The sequence below is a fragment of the Chromobacterium sinusclupearum genome, assembly GCF_002902845.1.
Taxonomy (GTDB): domain Bacteria; phylum Pseudomonadota; class Gammaproteobacteria; order Burkholderiales; family Chromobacteriaceae; genus Chromobacterium; species Chromobacterium sinusclupearum.
The window spans coordinates 107,960-132,847 of record NZ_PPTF01000019.1 but is presented as its reverse complement, the minus strand read 5'-3'; the positions used below and the strand labels follow the sequence as shown (position 1 = coordinate 132,847).

At 62.6% G+C, this 24,888-nt stretch carries 23 protein-coding genes and 3 tRNA genes; 11 read left to right on the top strand and 15 right to left on the bottom strand.

Features of this window, described 5'->3' with window-relative positions:
• Positions 1 to 54 precede the first annotated feature (54 nt).
• Positions 55 to 2,145, bottom strand: coding sequence for an autotransporter outer membrane beta-barrel domain-containing protein (locus tag C2134_RS05830; RefSeq protein ID WP_103318280.1), 2,091 nt, complete (start codon positions 2,143 to 2,145; stop codon positions 55 to 57).
• A 140-nt stretch (positions 2,146 to 2,285) separates the two neighbouring features.
• Between C2134_RS05830 and flgA the strand changes: the two genes are divergently transcribed.
• The 6 genes from flgA (at position 2,286) to C2134_RS05800 (ending at position 6,739) form a co-directional block, all read left to right on the top strand.
• Entirely contained in the window at positions 2,286 to 2,963 is a 678-nt protein-coding gene (gene flgA, locus C2134_RS05825; protein WP_103318278.1) for a flagellar basal body P-ring formation chaperone FlgA, read from the top strand.
• A gap of 87 nt (positions 2,964 to 3,050) precedes the next feature.
• A complete protein-coding gene (flgM, locus tag C2134_RS05820; protein ID WP_103318277.1) occupies positions 3,051 to 3,353 on the top strand; it encodes a flagellar biosynthesis anti-sigma factor FlgM in 303 nt (100 codons plus the stop codon).
• 42 nt (positions 3,354 to 3,395) lie between these two features.
• Entirely contained in the window at positions 3,396 to 3,860 is a 465-nt protein-coding gene (locus C2134_RS05815; RefSeq protein ID WP_103318275.1) for a flagella synthesis protein FlgN, read from the top strand.
• A gap of 132 nt (positions 3,861 to 3,992) precedes the next feature.
• Complete coding sequence (locus C2134_RS05810; RefSeq protein ID WP_043623501.1) at positions 3,993 to 4,913, top strand: CobD/CbiB family protein; 921 nt, start codon at positions 3,993 to 3,995, stop codon at positions 4,911 to 4,913.
• 120 nt (positions 4,914 to 5,033) lie between these two features.
• On the top strand, positions 5,034 to 6,359 hold the full coding sequence (locus tag C2134_RS05805) for a DEAD/DEAH box helicase (RefSeq protein WP_103318273.1): 1,326 nt from the start codon (positions 5,034 to 5,036) through the stop codon (positions 6,357 to 6,359).
• Positions 6,360 to 6,469: 110 nt separating this feature from the next.
• Complete coding sequence (locus C2134_RS05800; protein ID WP_103318271.1) at positions 6,470 to 6,739, top strand: hypothetical protein; 270 nt, start codon at positions 6,470 to 6,472, stop codon at positions 6,737 to 6,739.
• A gap of 70 nt (positions 6,740 to 6,809) precedes the next feature.
• Here C2134_RS05800 and C2134_RS05795 read toward each other — a convergent pair whose 3' ends face one another.
• From C2134_RS05795 to C2134_RS05785, 3 genes are all read right to left on the bottom strand, one after another.
• Positions 6,810 to 7,049 carry a hypothetical protein gene (locus C2134_RS05795; RefSeq protein WP_146042099.1) on the bottom strand — a complete coding sequence of 80 codons (240 nt, stop codon included), beginning with the start codon at positions 7,047 to 7,049 and terminating at the stop codon, positions 6,810 to 6,812.
• Between the two features lie 97 nt (positions 7,050 to 7,146).
• Positions 7,147 to 8,091, bottom strand: a complete 945-nt coding sequence (locus C2134_RS05790; protein ID WP_103318268.1) for a cation diffusion facilitator family transporter — start codon at positions 8,089 to 8,091, stop codon at positions 7,147 to 7,149.
• Between the two features lie 129 nt (positions 8,092 to 8,220).
• Positions 8,221 to 8,481: a hypothetical protein gene (locus tag C2134_RS05785; RefSeq protein WP_103318266.1), complete on the bottom strand. Its 261-nt coding sequence runs from the start codon at positions 8,479 to 8,481 to the stop codon at positions 8,221 to 8,223.
• An 83-nt stretch (positions 8,482 to 8,564) separates the two neighbouring features.
• Between C2134_RS05785 and C2134_RS05780 the strand changes: the two genes are divergently transcribed.
• Positions 8,565 to 9,554, top strand: coding sequence for a serine/threonine protein kinase (locus C2134_RS05780; protein ID WP_103318265.1), 990 nt, complete (start codon positions 8,565 to 8,567; stop codon positions 9,552 to 9,554).
• Between the two features lie 9 nt (positions 9,555 to 9,563).
• Here C2134_RS05780 and C2134_RS05775 read toward each other — a convergent pair whose 3' ends face one another.
• From C2134_RS05775 to C2134_RS05730, 10 genes are all read right to left on the bottom strand, one after another.
• Positions 9,564 to 10,757, bottom strand: a complete 1,194-nt coding sequence (locus C2134_RS05775; protein ID WP_233196368.1) for an EAL domain-containing response regulator — start codon at positions 10,755 to 10,757, stop codon at positions 9,564 to 9,566.
• Between the two features lie 20 nt (positions 10,758 to 10,777).
• On the bottom strand, positions 10,778 to 11,881 hold the full coding sequence (locus C2134_RS05770) for a protein-glutamate methylesterase/protein-glutamine glutaminase (protein ID WP_103318263.1): 1,104 nt from the start codon (positions 11,879 to 11,881) through the stop codon (positions 10,778 to 10,780).
• A complete protein-coding gene (locus tag C2134_RS05765; RefSeq protein ID WP_233196367.1) occupies positions 11,878 to 12,441 on the bottom strand; it encodes a chemotaxis protein CheD in 564 nt (187 codons plus the stop codon). The genes C2134_RS05770 and C2134_RS05765 overlap by 4 nt, the downstream gene beginning before the upstream one ends.
• A 76-nt stretch (positions 12,442 to 12,517) precedes the next feature.
• Positions 12,518 to 14,137: a methyl-accepting chemotaxis protein gene (locus tag C2134_RS21490; protein WP_233196366.1), complete on the bottom strand. Its 1,620-nt coding sequence runs from the start codon at positions 14,135 to 14,137 to the stop codon at positions 12,518 to 12,520.
• Positions 14,138 to 14,204: 67 nt separating this feature from the next.
• Positions 14,205 to 14,750, bottom strand: a complete 546-nt coding sequence (locus tag C2134_RS05755) for a chemotaxis protein CheW (RefSeq protein WP_071109643.1) — start codon at positions 14,748 to 14,750, stop codon at positions 14,205 to 14,207.
• Positions 14,751 to 14,767: 17 nt separating this feature from the next.
• Positions 14,768 to 16,363 (bottom strand): methyl-accepting chemotaxis protein, encoded by a 1,596-nt coding sequence (locus C2134_RS05750; RefSeq protein WP_233196365.1) that lies wholly within the window; start codon positions 16,361 to 16,363, stop codon positions 14,768 to 14,770.
• Entirely contained in the window at positions 16,350 to 18,563 is a 2,214-nt protein-coding gene (locus tag C2134_RS05745; RefSeq protein WP_103318260.1) for a chemotaxis protein CheA, read from the bottom strand. The genes C2134_RS05750 and C2134_RS05745 overlap by 14 nt, the downstream gene beginning before the upstream one ends.
• Positions 18,553 to 18,855, bottom strand: coding sequence for an STAS domain-containing protein (locus tag C2134_RS05740; RefSeq protein ID WP_052246700.1), 303 nt, complete (start codon positions 18,853 to 18,855; stop codon positions 18,553 to 18,555). Before C2134_RS05740 ends, C2134_RS05745 begins: the two co-directional genes overlap by 11 nt.
• A 31-nt stretch (positions 18,856 to 18,886) precedes the next feature.
• Positions 18,887 to 19,255: a response regulator gene (locus C2134_RS05735; protein ID WP_043623469.1), complete on the bottom strand. Its 369-nt coding sequence runs from the start codon at positions 19,253 to 19,255 to the stop codon at positions 18,887 to 18,889.
• A gap of 16 nt (positions 19,256 to 19,271) precedes the next feature.
• A complete protein-coding gene (locus C2134_RS05730; protein ID WP_146042098.1) occupies positions 19,272 to 20,210 on the bottom strand; it encodes a hypothetical protein in 939 nt (312 codons plus the stop codon).
• Positions 20,211 to 20,429: 219 nt separating this feature from the next.
• On the opposite strand from C2134_RS05730, the gene C2134_RS05725 reads away from it, so the two are divergent.
• The 4 genes from C2134_RS05725 (at position 20,430) to C2134_RS05710 (ending at position 21,972) form a co-directional block, all read left to right on the top strand.
• On the top strand, positions 20,430 to 21,656 hold the full coding sequence (locus C2134_RS05725) for an aspartate kinase (protein ID WP_103318256.1): 1,227 nt from the start codon (positions 20,430 to 20,432) through the stop codon (positions 21,654 to 21,656).
• A 61-nt stretch (positions 21,657 to 21,717) separates the two neighbouring features.
• Positions 21,718 to 21,811: transfer RNA gene (locus tag C2134_RS05720), tRNA-Ser, on the top strand.
• 6 nt (positions 21,812 to 21,817) lie between these two features.
• Positions 21,818 to 21,894 (top strand) — tRNA-Arg (locus C2134_RS05715).
• A 3-nt stretch (positions 21,895 to 21,897) separates the two neighbouring features.
• A tRNA-Glu gene (locus C2134_RS05710) sits at positions 21,898 to 21,972 on the top strand.
• 134 nt (positions 21,973 to 22,106) lie between these two features.
• On the opposite strand, the gene C2134_RS05705 is transcribed toward C2134_RS05710, so the two are convergent.
• Positions 22,107 to 24,788 (bottom strand): TonB-dependent receptor plug domain-containing protein, encoded by a 2,682-nt coding sequence (locus C2134_RS05705; protein WP_103318253.1) that lies wholly within the window; start codon positions 24,786 to 24,788, stop codon positions 22,107 to 22,109.
• Positions 24,789 to 24,888 lie beyond the last annotated feature (100 nt).

Genomic DNA, 24,888 nt, shown 5'->3' with positions numbered 1-24,888 from the left:
GCATAAAAAAACAGGCTCCGCATGCGGAGCCTGTTTTGTTTCTTGCGTGAAGGATCAGAACGAGACGGCCACGCCGATGTTGCCGCCAGTTTGGTTGCCGCCGTTCTTGCCGCTGGTGGCGGTGAGTTGGCCAAAGGCGGTGACCTTCTTGTTGAAGTTGGCGCTGACGCCCGCCGTCCATTCCATCCAGTTGCTGGCGGGTTTGCCCAGATTGGTCGTCCAGTCGCCCTGAGCGGTGGCGAGGCCTGCGGTGACATTGCGGTCATCCTGCTTGAACTCGTGGGCGTAGCTGACCTTGGCGTAAGGGCTGAACTGGCCCACGGTGGCGTCCAGCTGCCAACCCACGCGGCCCACCAGTGAGCTGCGGGTTTGCTCGTTGAAATACATGCTGCTGCTGTTGCCGCCTTGTTCGGTAAATCCTCCAACCTTGGCGTGCGCGAAATCCAGACCCGCCACCGGGCCATGGGTGAGGCTGCCGTATTGCAGGCGATAGCCGCCGCCAATGCGCATGCCGTACTGCGTCTGGCGCGTCTTGCCGCCGATGTTGATCGTCGCCGGGCCTTCCGTCACGCTGCGGCTGGTGTCGACGTCGCCGGAGCCGACATGCACGTCGCCGTCTATCCAGAACTTGTCCTGGTTGTAGCTCACCAGGCCGGTCATCAGCGTGGTGCGGTCGTTCAGCGTGCCAGGGGTGCCGGAGCTCGTCACATCGGACTTGCCTTGCTGGCGTGACATGGCGAGACCCATGCTCAGCGCCGGCGTGGCCTGGAAATCCAGGCCCAGGGTGTATAGCTGGCCCTTGGGCTTGGATTCCAGTCCGTTGTAAGCAATCTTGTCCTGGTTGAATGCGCCGTCCACAAAGGCGCTGACCGTGCCGACGGCGCGCTGTTGCGAGCGGATAGCCTGGTAGCGGGCATCGAGCGCACTGCCGAGCTGGCGGGCGTTGTTCAAGGCAGATTCAGGCATGGCGGCGGCGAACAACGGCGCTTGCAGAAGGCCGTAGGTATAGTCGCCTATCAGCTTATGCGCAGCCGGCGTCGGATGCAGAGGGTCGGTGAAAACATAGACCTGATTAGGCAGAACGTTGGCTGGGCAACTGATGGCGGATTGGGGGCAGGCCGAGCCGGTCACATTGGTGAAACCATACTTGCCCGGATTAGCCAGGATTTCTTGGAACAGCAAGGCGACATTGGCGCGCACCACATTGTGCTGCAGGTTGCTGCCGCTCAACATCATGTCTACTAGCTGGTTATAGCCGGAGGACAATTGCTGCAGGCTAGGTTGCACCCCAGCTTGGGTCGATGTGCCGTTGTAGAACGCCGCAACCGTGCCTGTCGGCAGGCTCAAAGCGCTGTTTGCCGCGGCCAGAGCGGCCTGGATCAACTTGGGGTCGTTGCCCGCGCCGGATGCGGCGCTCAATTGTTGCCATGCTGCGCCATAGGCGGTATTCACTTGATTGTCAGTCAGGCCAAGTTTTTGTTGCACCGCTTGCAGCGAGGCATATATTGCCAGCGGCGCAGCCGACATGTCTGGCAGTGTCGGAACAATGATTGTTTTGGCGCCTGCGCGTTCCAGCATCCCTACGCTGGTGGCGGCAGCCTGGGCGGACGCTGTAATGAATTGCTGGCCGGTGGTGCTCGATGCGGTAGAGAGCGCGGCGATCACGTCATTGCCTCCGATCCACACGGTGTACAAGGCATTGGCGTCGGCCTTGCCGCCAGTGGCGGTCAGGTAATTCTGGATCTGGGTGGGCAACTCTAGGATTTTGGTAGCGTTGTCGGGACCGACCGATTCGATGCCTGCGGCTGCTGTGGGGAAGTTGGTCGTCGCCGATGTGTAGTCCTGGGCGATGGCCCCGCCTTGGGCATAATTGTTGCCCTGCTTGCTGGTATTCGCATTGCTCGGATTATTGGCGACGGAGTTTAGGCCGTAATGACCGCTGAGCACGTCAGTCCAGTTGGCGCCATTACCTGTGGTCCAGCGAGCATTAAGCGGCCATTGACCTCCGGTAGGCGTGGGCAGCAGTTGGAATGCGCCCACATCGGACAGACTATCCCCAAAGAAGTAGATATTGCTGTAAGCATTGGCAGCGGCGGGCAGGGCCATTGCGGTGGCCAGGGCGAGAGCGGTCAAGCGGATGCGCATCAGGGTCTCCTCGTGAAAACGAGCATGCAAATGTTTTATTTGGTTTAAGAGTCTAAACTCTATTCAAACGATTATTCGAATGTTGCAGCCACTTGTCAATGACATCCCATGTCATGGGGCGCTTGAGCTAAAATGCAGCCATGCGAAGACTTTTTTTGTGCGGTTGCTGCCTGCTGCTGGCCCTGTCGGCCCGAGCCGACGGCATCCAGAATCTGGGCGTGTTGGAAAAGCTGGCCGAGCAGTTTTTGAAACGCGAGCTGGGCTTGCGCGAGGCCAGTTGGAAGCTGGGGCAACTGGATCGCAGGCTGGCTGTGCCGGCCTGTGCCAAACCGAAGGCGGAATGGGCCAATCCGGCAGTCACCACTGGCGCGACAGCGGTTTTGCTCTCGTGTCCCGATTTAGGCTGGACCTTGCGCCTGCCGGTGATGATCAATGAAAAGCGATTGGGCGTGGCGCTGAACCGGGCCGTGGCCCCAGGCGAGCAGCTGACGGCGGATGATGTCAGAATGGTCGAGATCAGCAATCCGGCGCTAGCCAGCAATGTGCTGACCGATGCCAGCCAGGCTGTGGGGCAGGTGATGCGCTCAGGTGCGCCGTCTGGCGCCTGGCTGCGCAACTTCATGGTGCGGGCGCCCTATCTGGTGCGGGTGAACCAGCAGGTCAAGGTGTCGGCGGAAGGCGAAGGCTTCGCCGCGGAGGCGGAGGGCATGGCGATGGGCAACGCCGCTTTGGGCGAGCAGGTCAATGTGCGGCTCAGCACGGGAAGGGTGGTGCGCGGCATGGTTCGGCAGGATGGCAGCGTCGCTGTGGTTTTTTAGCAGATATCGTCTAGAAAAATAGTTCAAGAGATTGTTTTTTCGGTCGATAATAGAGTCAGTTGAGTATAGCTTCTGGAAGGCCAGGCCATGAAAATCGACAATTCGGGCAAGCTGTCGGGTACCTACAGCACCCAGAGCAAGACCACTCCCCGGGCGCCGTCCAGTTCCAGCACCAGCGACAGCAGCGCGAGCAGCGACAGTGTGAAGATCAATTCGGTGGCCAGCCGCTTGAGCGCCATCGGCAATGATCCCAGCGCGCAGCAGCCGTCTTTCGACGCCGCCAAGGTGGAGTCGATCAAGTCCGCCATCGCCAACGGCAGCTTCAGCATCAATGCCGACAAGATTGCCGACGGTCTGATCTCCTCGGCTCAGGAACTGCTGCACGGCTGAGCGGCGAACCGGGCGGATCGCCGGTAGCGATGAGGCGACAAGATGTCTGTCATAGATGAATTCACAGAGTTGTGCCGGGCTGAGATAGCACTCATGTCCCGGCTGCTTGCGTTGTTGGAGCAGGAGCAATCCTTGCTGGTCCATAGGCTGGAGCACCAATTGGATGCGCTGGCCGACGAAAAGAGCGAAGTGCTGGACGAACTGGCGCAGCAGTCCGCCTTGCGCGGCAAGCTGCTGGCGGGGCAGGGTGTGCAGGATAAGGATACCTTGTATATCTGGCTGGCCGACAAGCCAGCCGCCTGCGAAGCCTGGGTGCAATTGGAAGACGTGGTTGGCCGCGCGCAGGGCGTCAACCAGCTTAACGCCGGCTTCGTATCCGAACGTTTGCAGGAAGTTGAGGGCGCCTTGACCGCATTGCGCGCGGCGGCCGCCTCCACGCTGGGCTACGACCGCGACGGCAATCGTCCCGACGTGGTGACCGGCCGCCGCTTATTGGGATCGGCTTGAGCCGCCGGTCTGTTAGCTTGGCGCCGCAAGGCGCCTTTTCTTTGCCCGCTGTCCGAATCATCGCGGCTGGGCGCAGTCGCCCCCTTTGTGGTATCTTCCCCAGCGGTCCCGTGAAAATCACATCCAGAACCCATGACCCTGATTTCCTTGATTCTCGCCCTGGCCTTGGAACAGTTGCGGCCGCTCGGCAACCGCAACCGGGTGTGGCTGTTGTTCACCCGTTACGCCAACCATCTCGAGCGCAACTTGAATGCCGGTGCCGAACGTCACGGCGTGCTGGCTTGGCTGGCCGCCATTGTGCCCGCCATAGCGCTGAGCCTGTTGGTGTTCTATTCGCTGAAGGCGGTCAGTCCCTTGCTGGCGCTGGCCTTCAACGTGCTGATCCTGTATCTGACCATGGGCTTCCGCCATTTTTCCAGCGCGTTTTCCGAGATTTCGCTGGCCCTGGCGGAGGGACGGGACCTGGATGCGCGCGTAGCGCTGGCCAACTGGACCGGGCAACCCACTGCCGAGTTGTCGGTGGAGGAGATCTCCCGTCTGGCGATAGAGCAAGGCGTGGTGGACAGCTACCGCCACGTGTTCGGAACCATGTTCTGGTTCGTGTTGCTGCCGGGCCCATCCGGCGCCTTGCTGTACCGCTTGTGTTCTATGCTGAATCAGAAGTGGGGCATCCGCGGCGCGACAGATGACTTGTTTGGCCTGTTTGCCGCCAGAGCGGCGGCTTGGCTGGATTGGCTGCCGGTGCGCTTGACGGCGGCGGCTTTCGCCGTGATGGGCGATTTCGAGGATGCCGTGTACTGCTGGCGTTCCCAGGCAAGAACCTGGGGCAACTACGCCAATGGGATTTTGCTGGCCTCCGCCGCCGGCGCGCTGGGCGTCCGCTTGGGCGATCCGCTGCGCCAGGATTATTCGGTGAAATACCGTCCGGAGCTGGGCTTGGGCGACGAAGCCGATCCCAGTTACCTGAGAAGCGCGGTGGGTTTGGTATGGCGATCCGCCTTGTTGTGGCTGGCGGTTGTGCTGTTGATCAGCGTGGCCAGCCATATGGGCTGACGGTGTGTTGCCACTCTCAGGAGTGGCAATTGCTTTATCCGCCGCCGGTCGATTGATGAACATCGGGGCGCGTTGGCGCAATGGCGCAACGTGCCCCTCCGTATTGCAGGAGTGTGTTAAATGTTGTTTTCGGAACTGGGCTTGTCGCCTGAGATCCTGCGAGCGATCGAGGAGCAGGGCTATAGCCAGCCGACGCCGATCCAGGAAAAGGCCATCCCGCTGGTATTGTCGGGCCGCGACCTGCTGGCTGCGGCGCAAACCGGCACCGGCAAGACTGCCGCCTTCATGCTGCCCATCCTGGAGCGGCTGAAGAAGTTTGCCAATACCAGCGTATCGCCGGCCATGCACCCGGTGCGCGCCCTGGTGATTTCCCCGACCCGGGAACTGGCCGACCAGATCGGCGAGAACGTCAAGAGCTACACCAAATACCTGCCGTTGCGCGCCACCACCGTCTACGGCGGCGTCAATATGGACCCGCAGACGCAGGAATTGCGCCGCGGCGTGGAAATCCTGATCGCCACGCCGGGCCGTCTGCTGGATCACATCCAGCAGAAGTCGATTCAGCTGAACAAGGTGGAAGTGTTGGTGCTGGACGAGGCCGACCGCATGCTGGACATGGGCTTCATCCAGGATATCCGCAAGATCATGGGCATGCTGCCCAAGGACAGGCAGACGCTGCTGTTCTCCGCCACCTTTGCCCCGGAAATCCGTCGGCTGTCGGCGGACTTCATGCATTCGCCGCAGACGGTGGAAGTGGCCCGTCAGAACGCCACCAACGACCAAGTCGAGCAGCTGGTGTTCCAGGTGGACAACTTCAAGAAGCGCCAGCTGCTGGCCCACTTGATCCGTTCGCGCGAGATGAGCCAGGTGATCGTGTTCTGCAAGACCAAGATCAGCGCCGACCAGTTGGCGCGCGATCTGAAGCGCGACGGCCTGGATGCCGAGGCGATTCACGGCGACAAGACGCAGGGCGCGCGGCTGGAGACGCTGGCCGGATTCAAGGACGGCAATCTGCGCGTGCTGGTGGCCACCGACGTGGCCGCGCGCGGCCTGGATATTTCCGAGCTGCCGTATGTGGTGAACTTTGAGCTGCCGAACTCGCCCGAGGACTATGTGCATCGGATCGGCCGTACCGGCCGGGCAGGCGCCAAGGGCGTGGCGATTTCGCTGATGTCCCCGGAAGAAACCAAGCAGCACGAGGCGATCGAGCGTCTGACCAAACAGACGCTGCCGCCGCAGAACGTGGATGGCTTCTGGCCATCCTGGTTGCCGCGGCCGAAACCGGCGCAGCGCGAACCTGCGATGTCGTCGATGCCGGTGCTGGCGGCCGTCAAGGGCGAAGGCCTGAAGCAGCCGCGCCCGCCTGGCCGCCGCAGCCGCAAAGGCAAGCGCGAGATTCCGGCTTTGCTGTTGCCTCCACGCTACAAAGTGGAGCTGATTCGCTGATTTTGACGCAACCCCGCTTTGGCGGGGTTTGTTTTTTCAACGACTCCGCGCGGGCGGAGATATGCTTCAAACATGTCAGGACATCAGATCCTGCAAAGGGGAGAATGCGTATGAAGAAAAGTCTGGTTTATGTATTGAGCGCTGGCGGCGTGATGCTGGGCGCTGGCGCGGCCGCGCAGGCGGAGCCGTTGCAGATGGCGATGGAGCCGACGCTGAGCAGCCATGGCAGCGCTTTGCTGACGAAAAAGAGCCGGGATGGCGCGGCCGACTTTGAGCGGCTTTCCCAGCTGCGAGGGCTGGTGCATAACAGCTCGATTCATTGCAGCAATCCGGGCTGCCCGCTTTGCAATCCGCAGGGACAGTTGCCGAAAGCGCTATGAATCGTTGAGCCGGGAATGAAAGCGCAAGGGCCGTTTGTCGCGAGACAACCGGCCCTTTTGCCTTGCGCCGTCAGGCGGCGTCGTCAGGCCGGGGCGGCAGCGCGGCGATGTCGCGCACCGGGGTGCCGGCATCGCGCTTGGCGTCGGTATGGCGGAACTGGTCGCGGACCTCCTGCACCAGCAGGAAAGGCGTGTCCGGCGGCAAATGCTCGCTCCAGGTGCTGATGGCGGGTTCCTCCGCGGCCGGCGCAAGCGGCGCGTGGCCTACGGCATAGGTCTCGAACTGCCACAGCACGGTCAGCGCCGTCATGATCTGCAGCAATCTGCGTTGTGAGTATCGGAGTTGTGGCGTCATGTTAGCAATAGACGGGCTGGCGCCGCAAAAGTTGCAGCCGGCTACTATACCATCAACTGGCGATGGTTATGCTATTTGATTGATAGTGCTCGGCTGGGTCGATGTGGGTCATCACGTCCAGCACCGGATGGCTGCGCATGACGCGCTGCTGGGCTTCTTCGGTGATGGCGTGGGCCTGGAACACATTGATGCTGCCGTCGACTTCCAGATGCACGTCCACCAGGATCAGATCGCCCATCTTGCGCGTGCGCAGGTCGTGCACGCCGATGATGCCTGGGGTGTCCAGCAAGGTGGCGCGAATGGCCGCGACATCGTCTTCGCTGGCGGCGCGGTCCATCAGATCATGCAGCGCGTCCCAGGCGAAGCTCCAACCCATCTTGCCCACCAGCAGCCCCACCACCAGCGCGGCCACCGGGTCCAGTATCGGATAGCCCAGCAGGTTGCCGGCGACGCCGGCCGCCACCACCAGCGATGACGCGGCGTCGGAGCGCGCGTGCCAGGCATTGGCCACCAGCATGCTGGAGCGCACCCGCTGCGCAGCCGCCAGCATGTAGCGGAACAGGCTTTCCTTGGCGATCAGCGCCAGCGCGGCGATCCACAAGGCCAGCGCATGCACCGACGGAATGTCTTCGGGATGGATGAATTTATTCGCGGCGGAATACAGCATGCCGCCGCCCACGGCCAGCAACAGCAGGCCCAGCACCAAAGACGCGGCGTTCTCATAGCGCTGATGGCCGTATTGATGATCGTGGTCCGGGCCCTTGCCGCTGTGCTTGCCGGCGAACAGTACGACAAAATCGGCGAACAGGTCGGACAGCGAATGGATGCCGTCGGCGATCAGGGCGGAAGAGTGCGCCCAGGCGCCGACGATGATCTGTACCGTGGACAGGACGATATTGACCACCACGCTGACCAGCGTGCTGGTGCGCGCGGCCTGCTGGCGTTCGGCGCTGTCCGGTTCCTTGCGCGTGTCGATGTGGTGGTGGCTGTGGCTCATCTCGGTTGTCCGTACGAGGGAAGGCGCTATTTTCTCATTGTTTTTGCTATCGGTCATTAAATTTCGATTGCAAAAGTAAATGATAATGAAAACGAGAATGAGCTGCAGAGACCCTGTCGTCCACATGGCTTACCAGTGCGTGGAAAGCAGGTACAGCAAGTAGACCAGGCCTAGCAACACCATGCTGCCGCTGAGCCAGCAGGCGAGGCCGAGCAAGACCTCGCGCGCGGGCGGGCGGCGCTCGCGCCAGCGCAACCAGGCTTGGCGACGAGCTTGGCTGTCCAATAACAGCAGCCAGCCTTGCAGCGTGATATCGGCCCAGCGCTCGGTGCCTTGTTGCCATTGCTCGCCGTCGAAATGCAGATGGGGGTGAGGAAGATGCAGTTTCATCGTTTGCCTCCGCGCGCCGATACCACACTTTAGGCTTAGCAGATCAGCGGCCGCTTTGTGGCGCGCGCCGCTATAATCGAGCGATGGAAAACACACTGCTTCCCCCGTTCGCCGCCTTGACGCCGGACGCCATTCTCGATGCGGTCGAGAGCCTGGGCCTGAGGGCCAGCGGCAGCCTGCTGGCGCTGAACAGCTATGAAAATCGCGTCTATCAGATCGGCATCGATGACGCGCCGCCGCTGATCGCCAAGTTCTACCGGCCACAGCGCTGGAGCGACGCGGCCATCCTGGAGGAGCACGCATTCAGCCTGGCGCTGGCCGAGCGCGAGATCCCGGCGGTGCCGCCGCTGCTGTTGCAGGGCCAGACCTTGCATCATCACGGCGGTTTCCGCTTCGCCTTGTTCGAGCGCCGCGGCGGCCGGGTGCCGGAGCTGGACCGGGCCGACACGCTGCAATGGATTGGCCGTTTTCTCGGCCGCATCCACGCCTTGGGCCGGACCGAGGCTTATCAGCATCGTCCGGTCCTGGATTTGCAAAGCTTTGGCCGCGAGCCGGCCGCCTTCATCTTGGCCGGCGACTGGCTGCCGCCGGAGCTGGCATCGGTATATCGCGGCGTGGCGGAGCAGGCGCTGGACGGCGTGGCGCGTTGTTTCGAGCGCGCCGGCCATGTCGCCGCTCTGCGGCTGCATGGCGATTGCCATGTCGGCAATCTGTTGTGGACCGACGCCGGTCCGCACTTCGTCGATTTCGACGACAGCCGCAGCGGACCGGCGGTACAGGATTTGTGGATGCTTTTGTCGGGCGAGCGAGAGGAGCAGTCGCGCCAATTGGCCGAAGTCTTGGCCGGCTACGAAGACTTCTGCGACTTCGATTTGCGCGAGCTGAACCTGGTGGAAGCGCTGCGCACGCTGCGGCTGATCCATTACAGCGCCTGGCTGGCGCGGCGCTGGCATGATCCGGCGTTTCCGGCGGCCTTCCCGTGGTTTGGCAGCCCGCGCTATTGGGAGGAGCAGATTCTGGGGCTGCGCGAGCAGATCGCGCTGATGGACGAGCCGCCGCTGTGGTCCAACTGACGCGCTGAATTAGTTTTCCTGGCTGGGTTCGGGCTTGCGCTGCATGCGGTTCTTGACCCAGCTTTCAAATTGATCGGCCGCGAGCGGCTTGGCGAAATAATAGCCTTGTCCCATCACGCAGCCGCGCTCGCCGACGAAGCTCAGGTCCTTGGGCGTTTCGATGCCTTCGGCCACCGTGGTCAGCTGCAGCCGGCGCGCCAGTTCCAGTATGCTGTTGAACACCGCCTCCAGGTGCGGCTTGTTGGAGATCGACGTCACCAGCGACTGGTCGATTTTCAGCTCGGTGAACGGGAAGCGCATCAGTTGCTGGAAGGTGGCGAAGCCGGTGCCGAAGTCGTCGATGGACAGCCCGACGCCGCTGAGACGCAGCCGCGCGGCGATGCCTATGGCTTCGGCCAGGTTGTCGGCGACGGCGGTTTCGGTGATCTCGAACACGATGAAGCGAGGCGGCACCCGGCTGGCGCGGATGCGCTGGTCTATCTCGTCGGCCAGGGTCGTGCCTTTCAGCGACAGCGCGGACAGGTTGACCGACAGCGGCAGCCGCAGGCCGCGCCGCGCCCACTCCTGCCATTGTTGCAAGCCTTGTTCCAGCATGGTCAGCGTCAGCTCGGTAGCCCAGTCGCAGGCTTCTATCACCGGAATGAAGCGCGACGGCGGGATCACCCCCAGCTCCGGATGATGCCAGCGCACCAGCATTTCCGCGCCTTTCAACAGGCCGCCATCCAGGGTCACCTTGGGTTGGTAATACGGCACCAGCTGGCCTTGGTCCAGCGCCAGCCGCACGTCCTTATCCTGGCACAGCTCCACCTCGGCGCCGCTTTCCGATGGCGGCGTCCATACCCGTCGGAGCAGATCCTCCAGCGCCTGTTGCTGCAGCGGCTTCTTGATGCCGCCCAGCACCGGCAGGCCCAGCTCCCGCCCCATCAGTTCGACGGTGGAAATCAACAGGTAGTCTTTGCCGGAGGTGACGATGATGGGCGCGGACAAGCCTTCCTTGGCCATCTGCTGGATCAGCTGCACGCCATCCAGCTGCGGCATTTCCAGATCGATCAGCACCAGGCTGGGCAGTTGTTCGCGCATCCGCGCCAGCGCCTCGTTGCCATCCGCCGCCTGCCGCAGATTGACGATGCCGAGCTGTCGGCACAGATCGCAGGCATGCTGGCGTTGCACCGCGCTGTCTTCCACCACCAGTACATCGTCCATCTGCAGCACCATGGCGGCGCCTATCCCTGCCGGCAGATCGCCTTGGCGATCATGTCCAAGGACATCACTTCGTCGGCGGCGCCCAGCTTGATCGCTTCCTTGGGCATGCCGAACACCACGCAGCTTTCTTCGTCCTGGGCGATGGTCTTGGCGCCGCAGTCATGCATTTCCTTCAGCCCCTTGGCGCCATCGTCGCCCATGCCGGTCATGATGACGCCCAGCGCGTTGCGGCCGGCGAACTTGGCGGCGGAGCGGAACAGCACATCCACCGATGGCTTGTGGCGGCTGACCAGCGGGCCGTCCACCACTTCCACCTGGTAGTAGGCGCCGCTGCGCTTGACCATCATATGCTTGCCGCCTGGCGCGATCAGCGCGCGGCCGGGCAGGATGCGGTCGCCGTTGCTGGCCTCCTTGACTTCGATTTGCGACAGGCTGTTCAGGCGGTCGGCGAAGGAGCGGGTGAATTTCTCCGGCATGTGCTGCACGATGGCCAGGCCCGGGCAGGTGCGCGGCAGCTCGGTCAGGATGGCCTCCAGCGCCTGGGTGCCGCCGGTGGAGGTGCCGATGGCGACGATGCGTTCGGTGGTGGCGAAGACATTGCTGCCGGTCGGCGCGGACAGGATGGCGTCCGCCGACAACTTGGGGCGCGTCTCCAGCGCCGCCGCGCTGCTGCCACCGCTGGGCGCCGCGCCGCTGGCCGACGGCATCACCCGCATCCGGTTCATGCGCGCGGCGGCGGCGCTGCGCACCGCCATCACCAGTTGATTTGCGCTTTCCTCCAGGAAGCCCTTGACCCCGGCCGCCGGTTTGGCGATCACCTCCACCGCGCCGGCCGCCAATGCCTGCATGCTGATGTCGGTGCCTTTTTGCGTCAGCGAGGAGCAGATCACCACCGGCGTCGGACGGGTCGCCATCAGCTGCTTGAGGAAGGTGATGCCATCCATCCGCGGCATTTCCACATCCAGCACGATCACGTCCGGCCAATGCAGCTTCATCTTGTCCATCGCCATATACGGATCATTTGCGACGTCCATCACCTCGATGCCGCTGGCCTTGTCGAAAACCTGGCTCAACACCTGCCGCACCACGGCGGAGTCGTCGACGATCAGAACCTTGATGCTCATGTGCGCGTCCTTGCGTTGGGAGGCGGCATCGCTTCCAGCTCGGCCTCTTGTGATTGTTTGATCCAAACATTGCCGCTGGCGACATCGAACAGCACCAGCCTCGGGCAGTTGCCGCCCAAGTCTTCCCCCTGCAGCCGCAGGCCAAGCTGCTTGACCATCGCGCGCGCCAGATTGATGTTGCGCGACGGGACATCGTGGCTGAGCTTGCGTTCGCGGCTGAGCATCATCGAGGCCCCGCCGACCAGCCGCGCCTGAAACTCCTGCAGCGGCAGGCCGCAGGCCAGAATTTCCCGCAGCAGCAACAGCATCGCCTCGTCGCCGTAGCGGCCGGACAGGGTTTCGGTACGGCGGTGGTTGCGCTGGGCCAGCAGGTAATGGCACATGCCGCCGACGCGGGCCTGCGGGTGCCATAGCACAATCGACACGCAGGAGCCGAGCAGCGTGCGGATGCGGGTGCCGCTGCCGCCGAAGTGCCATTCGCCAGGATGCAGGAATACCGCGTCGCTGGACGAATCGGCTGCGGGCGGGGCTCCTGTTGCGCTGGGCGGGGATGGCGCCATGATGCAAGGCTTCCTTGTTTTGCGTCGGGTCGAGCCGGCGGCTTGTGTGTCATTTCAATCTAGTACAGTCCGAGTTTCAGAAACGGTACATATCGTCGTGCTCGTCCGTTTTGGCCGCATCCGGCGTGAAGGCCGGCGCTGCCGCCATGGCTAAGGCGGGCGCAGCGCCGGCTGCCATCCCCGCCGTATGGCCCAGATGGAAGAAGGCCATGGCCTGTTGCAGCCGCTCCGCCTGCATATTCATCTCCGCCGCGGTGGAGGCCAACTGCTCGCTGGCGGCGGCGTTCTGCTGGGTGGAATGGTTCAGATGCTGAATGGCCTGGCTGATCTGGCCTATGCCGCCGGCCTGCTCCTGGGTGGCGGCGGCGATTTCCTGCACCAGGTCGGCGGTGCGGCCGCTGGAGCGGACGATCTCCAGCAGCAGGCGGCCGGCCTGCTCGGCCACGGTGACGCTGTGTTCGGCCAGTTCGCCGATTTCTTGCGCCGCCACCTGGCTGCGCTCCGCCAGCTTGCGCACTTCGGCCGCCACCACGGCGAAGCCGGCGCCGTGTTTGCCTGCCCGCGCCGCCTCGATGGCGGCGTTCAGCGCCAATAGATTGGTCTGGTAGGCGATGTCGTCGATGATGCCGACCCGTTCGGCGATCTGGCGCATCGCCAGCACCGTCTGCTGCACCGCCTTGCCGCCTTCGGTGGCTTCTTCCGATGCCTTTTCGGCGATGGCTTCGGTGGTGCGCGAGTTGTCGCTGGTCTGGCTGACCGAGGCCGAGACCTGCTCGATCGAGGCCGAACTTTGTTCCACGCCGGCGGCCGAGGCGCTGGCGCTTTGCGACAAGGCCATGGAGGTGGCGCTGATTTGCTGGGCCGCGCTGGCGATGCCATCCGCGCCTATCTTCACATCGCCGATGATGGTCCGCAGTTGCTGGCACATTTGCTGCATGGCGTCGCGCAGACTCTCCTGCGGCGCGGGCGTGGTGGTGATGTTCAACCGGCCCGCGGCTACTTCGCGCGCGATATCGGCCACCGCCTGCGGCTCGCCGCCCAATTGGCGCACCAGCTGACGGTATATCCAGGTCAAGGAGCCGGTCAGCAGCAGCAGCACGGCGAGGCTGACCGAACCGAGCAAGGAGAAGGTGAGCCGGGTATTGCGTTCGGCTTCCGTTTCCGTTGCCTGCTGCATCTGGTTGGTTTTGTCGATCAAGGGCAGGATGGCCTGATGGTTGAGCTCATAGTCGGCCGACAGCCGGTCGAATGAGCGGTTGATCTCCAGTTGATCATGGGCTTCCAGCGCTGGCAGCAAATGCGTCTCCAATTCCTGGAAGAAGGCATCCGCCGTGGGCTTGACTTTCTGTTCCAGCATGGCGCGCATATCTGGCGGCAGATCGCTGGCCTGCCACTTTTTCTGGCTGTCATAGAACTCGGCGCGCTTGGCTCGCAGCTGGTTGAACCACTGCTGGCGCAGCGAGGGGTCGGTGGTGTTGCGCAGCATGTTCACCGCCAGAAAGGCGGCGACCAGGTCCTGATTGGGCGGGTCCAGGTCGTTGATGAAATCCTTGCCGATGACTATCTGATGATACAGCGCGCCATTGATCATCACGGTGCGCAAGCCCTGCCAGGCGGTGACGGTCAGCAGGCCCAGTCCCAGCAGCACGCAGACGATCAACAGGCTGAATTGTTGGCGGATGGTGAGGTTTTTCATCGGGGGTCTCCGCGTCGGGCCGGTGGCTGTCCACGACGGCCCGCAACTGCATGATGGCGAGCGCGCATCACTCCTCCTCTGCCATTTCCTGGCGGCTCAGTTCGGACAGCAGCGACATTTCTTCCAGCGACAGCACTTTGTCCACGTTCAACAGCACCACGAAGTGGCTGTCCACCTTGGCCATGCCTTCGATGAAGTCCACCCGGATCTTGCTGCCGAACTGCGGCGGCGGCTCGATTTCGCTGTCCGGGATGGCCAGCACTTCGTGCACGGTGTCCACCAGCACGCCGATCAGCTGGCACTGTTCCGCATGTTCCATTTCGATGATGACGATGCAGGTTCGGCGGTTGATCGCCGTTTGATCGCGCGCGAAGCGCAGCGACAGGTCGATCACCGGCACCACCGCGCCGCGCAAGTTCATCACGCCGCGGATGAACGGCGGCATCAGCGGCACGGTGGTCAGCTTGATGTATTCCAGGATTTCGCGTATCCGCAGGATGCCGACGGCGAAGGTTTCGCCGGCCAGTTGAAAGGTCAGGAACTGGCGAATGTCGCCTTGTTCCTCCTGGACCGGGTGGCCGTCGCTGCGGCGCAGAATGTTCAGTGCTGCCATGGCTGCGTCTCCGGTGGTCATTCGATGCGTCGGAAAGCATCGGCGCTGTGGCTGGCCCGCGGCGCCGCGGGCGCGCCGTGCGAGCCGCCCTGCAGCGTACCCAGATGGAAGAAGCCGATCAGATCATGCAGGTTTTCCGCCTGGCGGTTCATCTGTTCCGCGGTGGCGGCCAGCTCTTCGCTGGCGCTGGCGTTCTGCTGCGTGGTGTGGCTCAGCTGCTGTATCGCCAGGCTGATCTGGCCGACGCCGCCGGACTGCTCGCCGGAAGCGGCGGCGATCTCCTGCACCAGGTCGGAAGTGCGGCGGCTGGAGCGGACGATCTCCTCCAGCAGGCCCCCGGCCTGATCCACCAGTCCGACGCTGCCCCGCGCCAGGGTGCTGATTTCCTGCGCCGCCACCTGGCTGCGCTCCGCCAGCTTGCGGACTTCGGCCGCCACCACGGCGAAGCCCTTGCCGTGCTCGCCTGCGCGCGCCGCCTCGATGGCGGCGTTCAGCGCCAACAGATTGGTCTGGTAGGCGATGTCGTCGACGATGCTGATCTTGTCGGCGATCTGGCGCATCGCCCGTATCGTTTCCTGCACCGCCTGGCCGCCGGCGGCGGCTTCGCTGGAGGCTTTTTCCGCGATGCCTTCCGTCATCCTGGCGTTGTCGCTGGTCTGATTGATCGAGGCCGACATCTGCTGCACCGAGCTGGAGGTTTCCTCCAGGCCCGAGGCCTGCTCGCTCGCCGATTGCGCCAGCAGCTGCGAGGTGGCGTGGATGTGCTGCGCGGCCACGGACAGGCTTTCCGAGCCGCCCTTGACCTCGGCGATGATGGTGGCCAGCGTCTGCACGGTTTGCATGATGGAGGCCGCCAGGCTGCCGCGGTCCCCCTCGCGCAGCGTAATCCGGCACTGCAGATTGCCCTTGGCCACTTCGTGCATCATGGCCGCCACCTGTCGCGGCTCGCCGCCCAGCGTGCGCAGCAGTTCATTGCGGGTGAACAAGGCGATCAGCACGCTGGCGGCGATGGCCAATCCAGCCATGAGCAACAGGCGATTGCGGCTGGATGCGGTGGTGTGTTCGCTTTGCTGCACCAGGCTCTTGTTCAGCTGGTCTTCATACTCGGCCAGCGCGGCGATGCTCTGATTCAAAATCGCGCCCTTGCCGGCAGTGGCCAGCGCGCGCGCTTCCGGGCCTCTCTGCTGCATGGCTAGTTCCAGCGCTCGCTGGTAGCCCTGGTGCGCGTCGCGGCTGGCGGTCTGGATCGCGCCCATCAGCTCGCGCTCGCGGACTCGGGTGTCTGACTCGCGCTGGAACAGCTGCGCCAGCTGTTGTTCGATGTCCTGGTAACGGCGCAGCGAATCCTGAAACGCCTGGTTGGCCTGCATGGTTTCTCCCGGCTGGTCCGCCAGCAGGGAGGTGCGGATATTGATGCGTACTTCCTGGTTCTGCTCCAGCAGCTGATGCGCCAGCCGGTTTTCCTGATTGTTGACGGTGATGCCGTGGATCACTTCGCCCAGATCCTGGAGGCCGAGCATGGCGAGCGCGATGCATGCCAGCAGCAGCGCGATGATGGCGCCGTAGCCGAGTGCTTGCTGGGTGGCGATGCGCATGTCTTTAAGGGCCGTCATGGCGTGCTCCGTTGGCTAGGATATCGGCGGTGGAGGGCATGGTGTGGGCGAGGCGCTCCAGCTCCTTGCGGCAGGCGTGCTGGATCAGAGCCGGCACGTCTAGAATCAGCGCCACTTCGCCAGTGCCGAGTATGGTGGAGCCGCTGATCGCTTTCAGCGCGCTGAACAGCGTGCCCAGCGGTTTGATCACGGTTTGGAACTCGCCTTGCAGCGCGTCCACCACCAGGCCGGCCTTGCGCTCGCCGTATTGCGCGACCACGATGTTGCGGCGGGCGGCGGCGATGGGCGGCAGTTCGAAGAAGCGGCCCAGATGCAGAAGCGGCAGCAGTTCGCCGCGCAGGTTGATGCAGTCGTGCACGCCGTTTTCCGGCAGATCGGCCGGCAGCTCTATACACTCCACCACGGCTTCCAGCGGCAGCACGAAAGTGGAATGCCCGACATCGACCAGGAAGCCGTCGATGATGGCCAGCGTCAGCGGCAGCCGCAGGCGGAAGGTGGTGCCGCGGCTGGCTTCGCTGTCGATCTCTATCGTGCCGTGCAGTTGTTCTATGCCGCGTTTGACCACGTCCATGCCCACGCCGCGGCCGGACAGATTGGTCACATGGTCGGCAGTGGAGAAGCCGGCTTCGAATATCTGCTGGAACACCACGCTGTCCGGCGGTTCGTCCTCGTGGCCCAGCAGGCCGCGTTCGCGCGCCTTGGCCAGGATACGTTGGCGATCCAGGCCGCCGCCGTCGTCCGCCACTTCGATGACGATGCTGCCGGATTCGTGATAGGCGTTCAGCCATAGATTGCCGGTGGCCGGCTTGCCGTGCGCTTGCCGGATGGGCGGCGATTCTATGCCATGGTCGATGGCGTTGCGCACGATGTGCAGCAGCGGGTCGCCCAGCTTTTCCACCATCGATTTGTCCAGTTCGGTTTCCGCGCCGACGATGTGCAGCTGGATGTCCTTGCCCAGCTCGCGCGAGACGTCGCGCACCACGCGGGGGAAGCGCTGGAAGATTTCGCCTATCTGCACCATGCGCATCGACAGGGTGCCGGCGCGAATTTGTTCGATCAGATTGGCGATCGCCAGCGTCGATTCCACCAATTGCGGCTGTTGCGAGCGGCGGGCCAGCAGATTGGCCGCCGCGCCGGCGATGACCAGTTCGCCGATCAGATTGATCAGGCTGTCTAGCTTGCCGGCTTCCACCTTGAGAAATTTGCTCTCGTGCTGGCGGCGGCTTTCGCCGGCGGCCGGCATGGTGTCCGTTGTTGGGTGAGCCGGCTCGTGAATCGCTTCGGCGGCCTCGCGCGGCGGCTCGGGTTCGGCGGCGGGAGGCTGCGCCGGCTCGATGGCTTGGACTTCGGTTTCGTCATCGCCCAGCGCGCCGAACCGCCGCCAAGCCAGTCGCACCGCCTCGGCCTCTGCCGGCGTCGCATTGGCGTAAGCCTCCGCCAGATGGACGCCTGCGCGGCCGAGCGGCCAGATATGCAGCTCGCTGTCCTCGCGGACGAATTCGAATACCTCGTTCAGCGTCTGTTCGTCGATGTCGCTGCGATACAGCACTTCCAGGCGCAGATAATTGGTTTCGGCGTCGAAGTCCTCGCCGATGGGCAGATTGCAGCTGACCGCTTCGATCTGTTCGATGCTGCCCAGCGTGGCCAGATAACGCAGGAAGGAAGAAGGGTCGAGGCCGTTGCGCAGCACATCCGGGCCGAAGCGCAGCGACAGCAGCCAGGGTTCTTGCGGCGGCAGGGCGTCGGGCGGGTCTTGTTCGGCTTGTCCTTCTTGCGCCTCCATGGCCGAGGCGAGTTCAGGCGCGGGCGCCGGGGGCGGCGCGGCCAGATAAGCCTGCAGCGATTCCAGCAAGGCCGCGTCGTGCAGAGACGCCAGATCGGCCTTGTCGTCCAGCGCCTGTATCATCAGCTTGACGTGGTCGTGGCAGCGCAGCAGCAGTCCCACCAGCTCATCGTCCAGCCGCAGTTGGCCGTCGCGCAGCTGATCCAGAAGATTTTCCGCCTGATGGGTGAAGCCGACGATGTCATCCAGGCCGAACAGGCCGGCTGAGCCCTTGATGGTGTGCATGGTGCGGAACAGCGCGTTCAGCTGTTCGCCATCGGCGCGAGCCGGATCGATGTCCAGCAGAATGCCTTCCATGTCGCCAAGCAGTTCGCGCGCTTCCTCCAGGAAGGTTTGCATGGCCAGCTCAAGATCCATCGCCGGTCTCCTCGTTGTCTGCGGCGGGGAGCAGCTCGCGCTGGAGGCCCATCAGCAGGGCGAACTCGCGCACGCAGCGGCTGGGGTCGCGCAGGTCCACTTTGCGGCCGCGCCGTTCTGCTTCGCGGCGCAGCCAGATCAGCACCTGGGCGCCGGCGCAGTCGAGCTCCTCTATGGTGGACAAGTCGAGCACGATGTCCTCTTCGCTGCGCAGCGCCTGTTCCAGATCGGCGCGCCATTGCGCGGCCTGGTAGATGGTTTGCTCATGCCCGGCGACAAGGGAAAGCGTCATGTCCTCTCCTGCGTCAGGTATCGGTTGCCGTTCAGGGCAGGATCAGTTTGGAAACGGCTGTCAGCAGCGCTGGCGGCTGGAATGGCTTGACCACCCAGGCCTTGGCGCCGGCCTCCTTTCCCTCACGTTTTTTATCCTCGGAGGATTCGGTGGTCAGCATGATGACCGGAGTGAACTTGTAGTGGGCCAATAGCTTGATGTTCTTGAGCAATTCGATGCCGTCCAGCACCGGCATGTTGACGTCGGAAATGATCAGGTGGATTTTGCGGCCGTCCAGGATGTCCAGCGCTTCCTTGCCGTTGCCGGCCTCCAGCACCTCATAGCCGGCGCCGACCAGGGTCATCCTCACCACTTGGCGCAGCGTGGTGGAGTCGTCGACGATCAATATCGTTTTGCTCATCCGCCTTCCCCGTCATTCAGAAAAAAGTGATGTCGCTGGCGCCGGGCGTTTTGTCGTTTTGATCCCGGTTGTGCAGCGCGCGTTGTTCATGGGTGGTGTAGCTGTTTTTCAGGGCGGTGAGCCAGGCCTCGGTATCCGGCGGCTCAGGCAGCGCGTCCTCTCGACTGTTCAAGGATTCATGCAGCATGGCTTCCAGTTGCCAGATATCGTTTTGCACATGGGACAAAATCTGATTGACCCGATCCTGGAACTGCAAATGAGTCAACACCTCTTCTATCGTCGCCTGCAGATCCTGGCTGGCGGCAGGGTCGTCCAGTTTCATCTGACAGGCGCGGCAACTGTCGTGGACATCGGCATCGATGGACTCCAGTTGCCGCAGCAATAAGCCGACTTGCTCGCCGATCTGCTCGGCAGCGGCTGCCGGCGAAGCTTCGCCGGCAGGCAGGTTTTTAGCCAGCAGCGCCAGTTGCTGGCCGGATTGCTTCAATTGCTGCAATTGCGGCAACAGTTGCTTTTGCAGCGGCGCCGGCAGTTGCATCGCTTCCAGCGCATCGGTCAGCTTGTTCTGCGCCGCGGCCAGAGGATGGGGCGAATCATCCGATGGCGGGGAGGGCCTGTCCAATTGGCGCAGCATGTGGTCGAAGCGGGCGGTCAACTGCAGGGCCGCTTCGTCTATCTGCTCCCGCCCCAGCGCGACATGGCCGGCCCACAGGGGCAGCAGCGCGTAGACATGGGCAGCCACGCTGCGCCAGTACGCGGATTGGTCGCCGTCATGCGCCGCAATGGCGGGCGCCGATGATGGCCACAATACCAGCAGCGTGATCAGGAGCGTGCTCAGGCCGACGGCGGGCCAGAACAGGGGATGATCTATGAACAAGGCATACTGTATTGCCCCGTTGATGGCCAAGCCTATTTCCAGCCGGATCCAGCGCCAGGGTTGAACAGGGGCAATCATGCATCGGTCCCGTCTTCGGATACATAGTCTTCATACTGTTTGTAGCCGTTGCGCTGTGGGGATGCAAACAGCCTGCCGGATGTGCTGGCGAACCCACGCCGGGAATAGACGGATATTTCGCCAGGGGATAGGCGCAGGGCATTTCCGTCTTGCAATTCTGGACATTCTATGGTCAGAATCGAAGCTCGATATTCAACTTTTATCAATTAAGAAGCACGTATGGCACTCATCGTACAGAAGTACGGCGGCACATCGGTCGGGACGACCGAGCGCATCAAGAATGTGGCCCGCCGCGTCGCCAAGTGGAAGGCCCAGGGGCATGATGTGGTGGTGGTGGTTTCCGCGATGAGCGGCGAAACCAACCGCCTGATCGCCCTGGCCAAGGACATTCAGGACTATCCCGATCCGCGCGAGCTGGATGTGGTGGTGTCCACTGGCGAGCAAGTCACCATCGGCCTGTTGGCGATGGCATTGAAGGAAATCGGCGTGCCGGCCAAGAGCTATTGCGGCTGGCAGGTGAAGGTGGTGACCGACCAGGCGCATACCAAGGCGCGCATTCAGTCGATAGACGAGCATGTGATGCGCGGCGATTTGAAAGAAGGCCGCGTGGTTATCGTCGCCGGCTTCCAGGGCGTAGATGAGGAAGGCAATATCACCACGCTGGGCCGCGGCGGTTCGGATACTTCCGCCGTGGCGCTGGCCGCGGCGCTGAAGGCCGACGAGTGCCAGATCTACACCGACGTGGACGGCGTCTACACCACCGATCCGCGCGTGGTGCCGGAGGCGCGCCGCCTGAAGACGGTCACCTTCGAAGAAATGATCGAGATGGCGTCGCTCGGCTCCAAGGTTTTGCAGATACGTTCGGTGGAATTCGCCGGCAAATACAAGGTACGCTTGCGCGTGCTCTCCAGCTTCGAGGAAGAAGGCGAGGGCACCCTGATTACGTTTGAGGAAGATGAGAGCATGGAAAAGGCGGTAGTGGCAGGCATCGCGTTCGATCGCAACGAAGCCCGCATCAATGTCAAGGGCGTGCCGGACAAGCCGGGCATCGCCTACCAGATCCTCGGGCCGATCGCCGATGCCAACATCGAAGTGGATATGATCATCCAGAATGTCGGCGAGAACGGCACCACGGACTTTTCGTTTACCGTGCCGCGCGGCGAATTCCAGCGCGCGCTGTCCATCCTGCGCGAAGTGCAGACCCATATCGGCGCCGCCAAGATCGACGCCGACGACAAGGTGGCCAAGATTTCCATTGTCGGAGTGGGCATGCGCTCGCACTGCGGCATCGCCTCCACCATGTTCCGCACGTTGGCGGAAGAGGGCATCAACATCCAGATGATCTCCACCTCGGAAATCAAAGTGTCGGTGCTGGTGGACGAAAAGTACCTGGAACTGGCGGTTCGCGTATTGCATAAGGTTTTCGGACTGGACCAGCCGGCGTAAATAATTTCGGATTGATGCTTGACACCAGGGGCGTCGATATTTAATATGGCGCTCTCTGAACGGAGAAATGGCCGAGTGGTCGAAGGCACTTCCCTGCTAAGGAAGCATACGGGCTTAAACCTGTATCGAGGGTTCGAATCCCTCTTTCTCCGCCAGATAACGCACCCGTAGCTCAGTTGGATAGAGTATCTGGCTACGAACCAGAGGGTCGGGCGTTCGAATCGCTCCGGGTGCGCCAGCTGTCCCTATAGTTTAGCGGTTAGAACACCGCCCTTTCACGGCGGTAGCCGGGGTTCGATTCCCCGTGGGGACGCCAGGATTCAGAAAAAGCCCAGCATTGCAAAATGCTGGGCTTTTTCGCATTTCCGTCATCCGCGAGAGATTTGCGGTTTCCCGCGCGCAAATAAAAACGAGATGCCTATCGGCATCCCGTCGCTTGATATTCCCCTCTCAAAACTTGTGATTCAGTTCAAGCCAGGCTTGCCGGCCGTAAGGCGTGTAGCTGCCCACAGGGTAGTAAGGCCAGCCGCCAGTGTAGTCTTTCTTGATGAAGTCCTGCAGATTGTTGACGATCAGTCCGACCGAGGTTTTCTTGTTGACCTGATAGGTGATGCTCAGGTTGGCCAGCACGGTGGGTGTCAGGTAGCCGGTGCCCGCGCCGTTGGGAATCTTGCCGTAGCGCGTCAACTGCAGCGTGCTGGACCAGTCGCCGATGTTCCAGTCGGTGGTCAGGCTGAGCTTGTCCGGCCAGTCGGTGTTGGTCAAGTCGGTCAATTCGTTCTGCACCGGATCGTTGGCAAACTGCTGGTAGGTATGCGTCAGCACCTTGGTGTAAGTCGCCTTGAACAGGAAGTCGCCGAGTTTTGCCGTGCGCAAACGGTACTTGCCGCTCAGGTCGATGCCGCTGGTGCGCTCGCTGGCGGCGTTGATCGGATTGACCACGATGGTGTTGATGGCGCCCGGATCCACCAGCGCATTGGCCGGATTGCGCTGCACGCGACTGAGCGCGTCTTGGCATGCCGATGAATGGATGTCGAGAGTGCCGCCGCGGCATGCGGCTTCGTCGCGCAGTAGTTTATCGGCGCTCAGCGTGGTGACCAGATCGTTGATGGTGATATTCCAGTAATCCAGCGACAGGTCGGCATCCTTGCTTGGCGACCAGACGAAGCCGAGTCCATAGGACTTGCCGTTTTCCGGCTTCAGATTGGGGTTGCCATTGCTGACGTAGTTGGAGCCCGGCGACATGCCGGCGTACTGGCAATTGGCGAGCGGCTGGCCGGACTGGGCGCAGCGCCAGTAGTCTGTGGTGGAGGAGTAGTAGCCGCGGGTTTGGGTCTGGAACAGATAGCTCATGTCCGGCGCGCGGAAGCTGGTGGCATAGTTGCCGCGCAGCAGCAGGCTGCTGGCGGGGCGATACTCCAGCCCGGCGCCATAGGTGAACTTCCCTTCGCTGTTGCCGGTGATCTCATAGCGGTCATAACGGCCGGACAGCGTCAGGTTGACCGGTTTGGCCAGCGGCAGCAGCAGCTCGGCCCCAAGCGCCTGGCGCGAGCGGGAGCCGCTGGCATTGATGGCTGGAGAAGCGTTGTAGAACACGCCCTGGTTCAGCCTTTGGTCCGGCTCGTTGCTGAAGCCCTGGCTGCCCCATTCCAGCAGGCCGGCCAATTTGGCCGGACCGGCCGGCAGCTGGAAGGCCTCGCCGCTGGCGCTGAGGCTCAGCACCTGCAGCCAGGATTTATTGTGGCTGACGCTATTGTCTATCAGGCTGGATGCCTGGGCCGGCGTCAGCGGCTGGTAGAAACGGCCGAGGTTGGGCGCGTAAATCGGCACGCCGCTGCTGTCGGTGCCGAGTTGGGGCCCCAGGAAATAGCTATTCACGCTGCTCAACAGCGCGGGTGTGGTGGTCTGGCTGGTGTAGAGCGAAGCGTTGTAGGCCGCTTCGTAATTCCAGCTGCCAATCAGATCGCCGCGCACGCCCAGGGTCAGGTTGGCGGCCAGATCATCCCACTTGCGGTTGTAATTGCTGGCGCCGCCCAGTTCCTCCGGCGCGAAGCGCTTGGCCCAGCTTTCATAATTGCCGGTGTTCTGGTTCAGGAAATAATTGCCCTGGCCCGCCGCCGCTGTCCAGCTGGGGCCGCGGGTGTTGTTCTCGGTGCGCTTGAAGCCGAGCATGGCATCGGTAAAGAATTCGGCGTGCGGGTTGAGCAGATAGTTGGCGCTGAAAAAACCGTTCTGCGTGGTTTGGCCGGTCTGGATCGTCCAGTAGGACGGCTTCAGCAGCCCGCTGGCGCAATAGCCTTTTTGGGCATTGCCTACGGTTTGTACGCTGCCTGCAAACATGCCGGCGAAGTTGCCGCAGGCGCTGCCCGCGTCCAGATAGCGTCCGCCTGCGATGCGCCGCGCCAGGATGGGAGCCGGCGCCTCGCCCTGCGCCGTGGCGTCCGACATGAAGCCGCGCTGGCGCGACCAGATCGGATTGCGCTGGCTCAGCTCCAGGCCGTAAATCACGTTCAGCTGATCCCAGCTTTTGCCGCCGGTCAGCTGCAGGCGGGCATTCTCGCCGCCATGATGCTCGGCGCCGCCGACTTTGAGGTTGAGGTTGACGCCATCGAGGTGCTTTTTCAGGATGATGTTGACCACGCCGGCGATGGCATCCGAGCCGTAGATGGCTGATGCGCCGCCGTTGAGGATTTCGATGCGGTCGATTAGCACCGATGGGATATCGGCCAAGTTGACGAAGTTGACTTGGCCATCGTAGGCGGTGGGATAGTCGGCCATGCGGCGGCCGTTGATCAGCGTCAGCGTATGGTTGGGGCCGAGCCCGCGCAGGCTGATCGCGTTGGCGGCGGGGGTAAAGGTGTTGCCGAAGTCCGCGCCCTGGGTGAAGCCGGTGTTTTGCGTCAGATTGTTCAGCGCGTCGTAGACATTGGTGTAACCCTGTTTTTCGATGTCGGCGCCGGTGAGGACGGTGACGCTGGTCGGGCCTTCCTTGGCCGAGCGCGCTATGCGCGATCCGGTGACGGTGATTTTGTCCAGCGCGTCGGGCTGGGAGTCGTCTGCGTGCGCCAAGCCGGTGTAAGACAGCAGGGCTGCTGCAATGACAGTAAAATGAAAATTAAACTGTGTTTTCACGGAATCTAACCAGGCTTGGCTGGTCCTATGCAAATTTCGGAAAACACAATTTAACACTATGTCATTTTTGTTTAGCCAATAATTATTGCAAAACTAATGA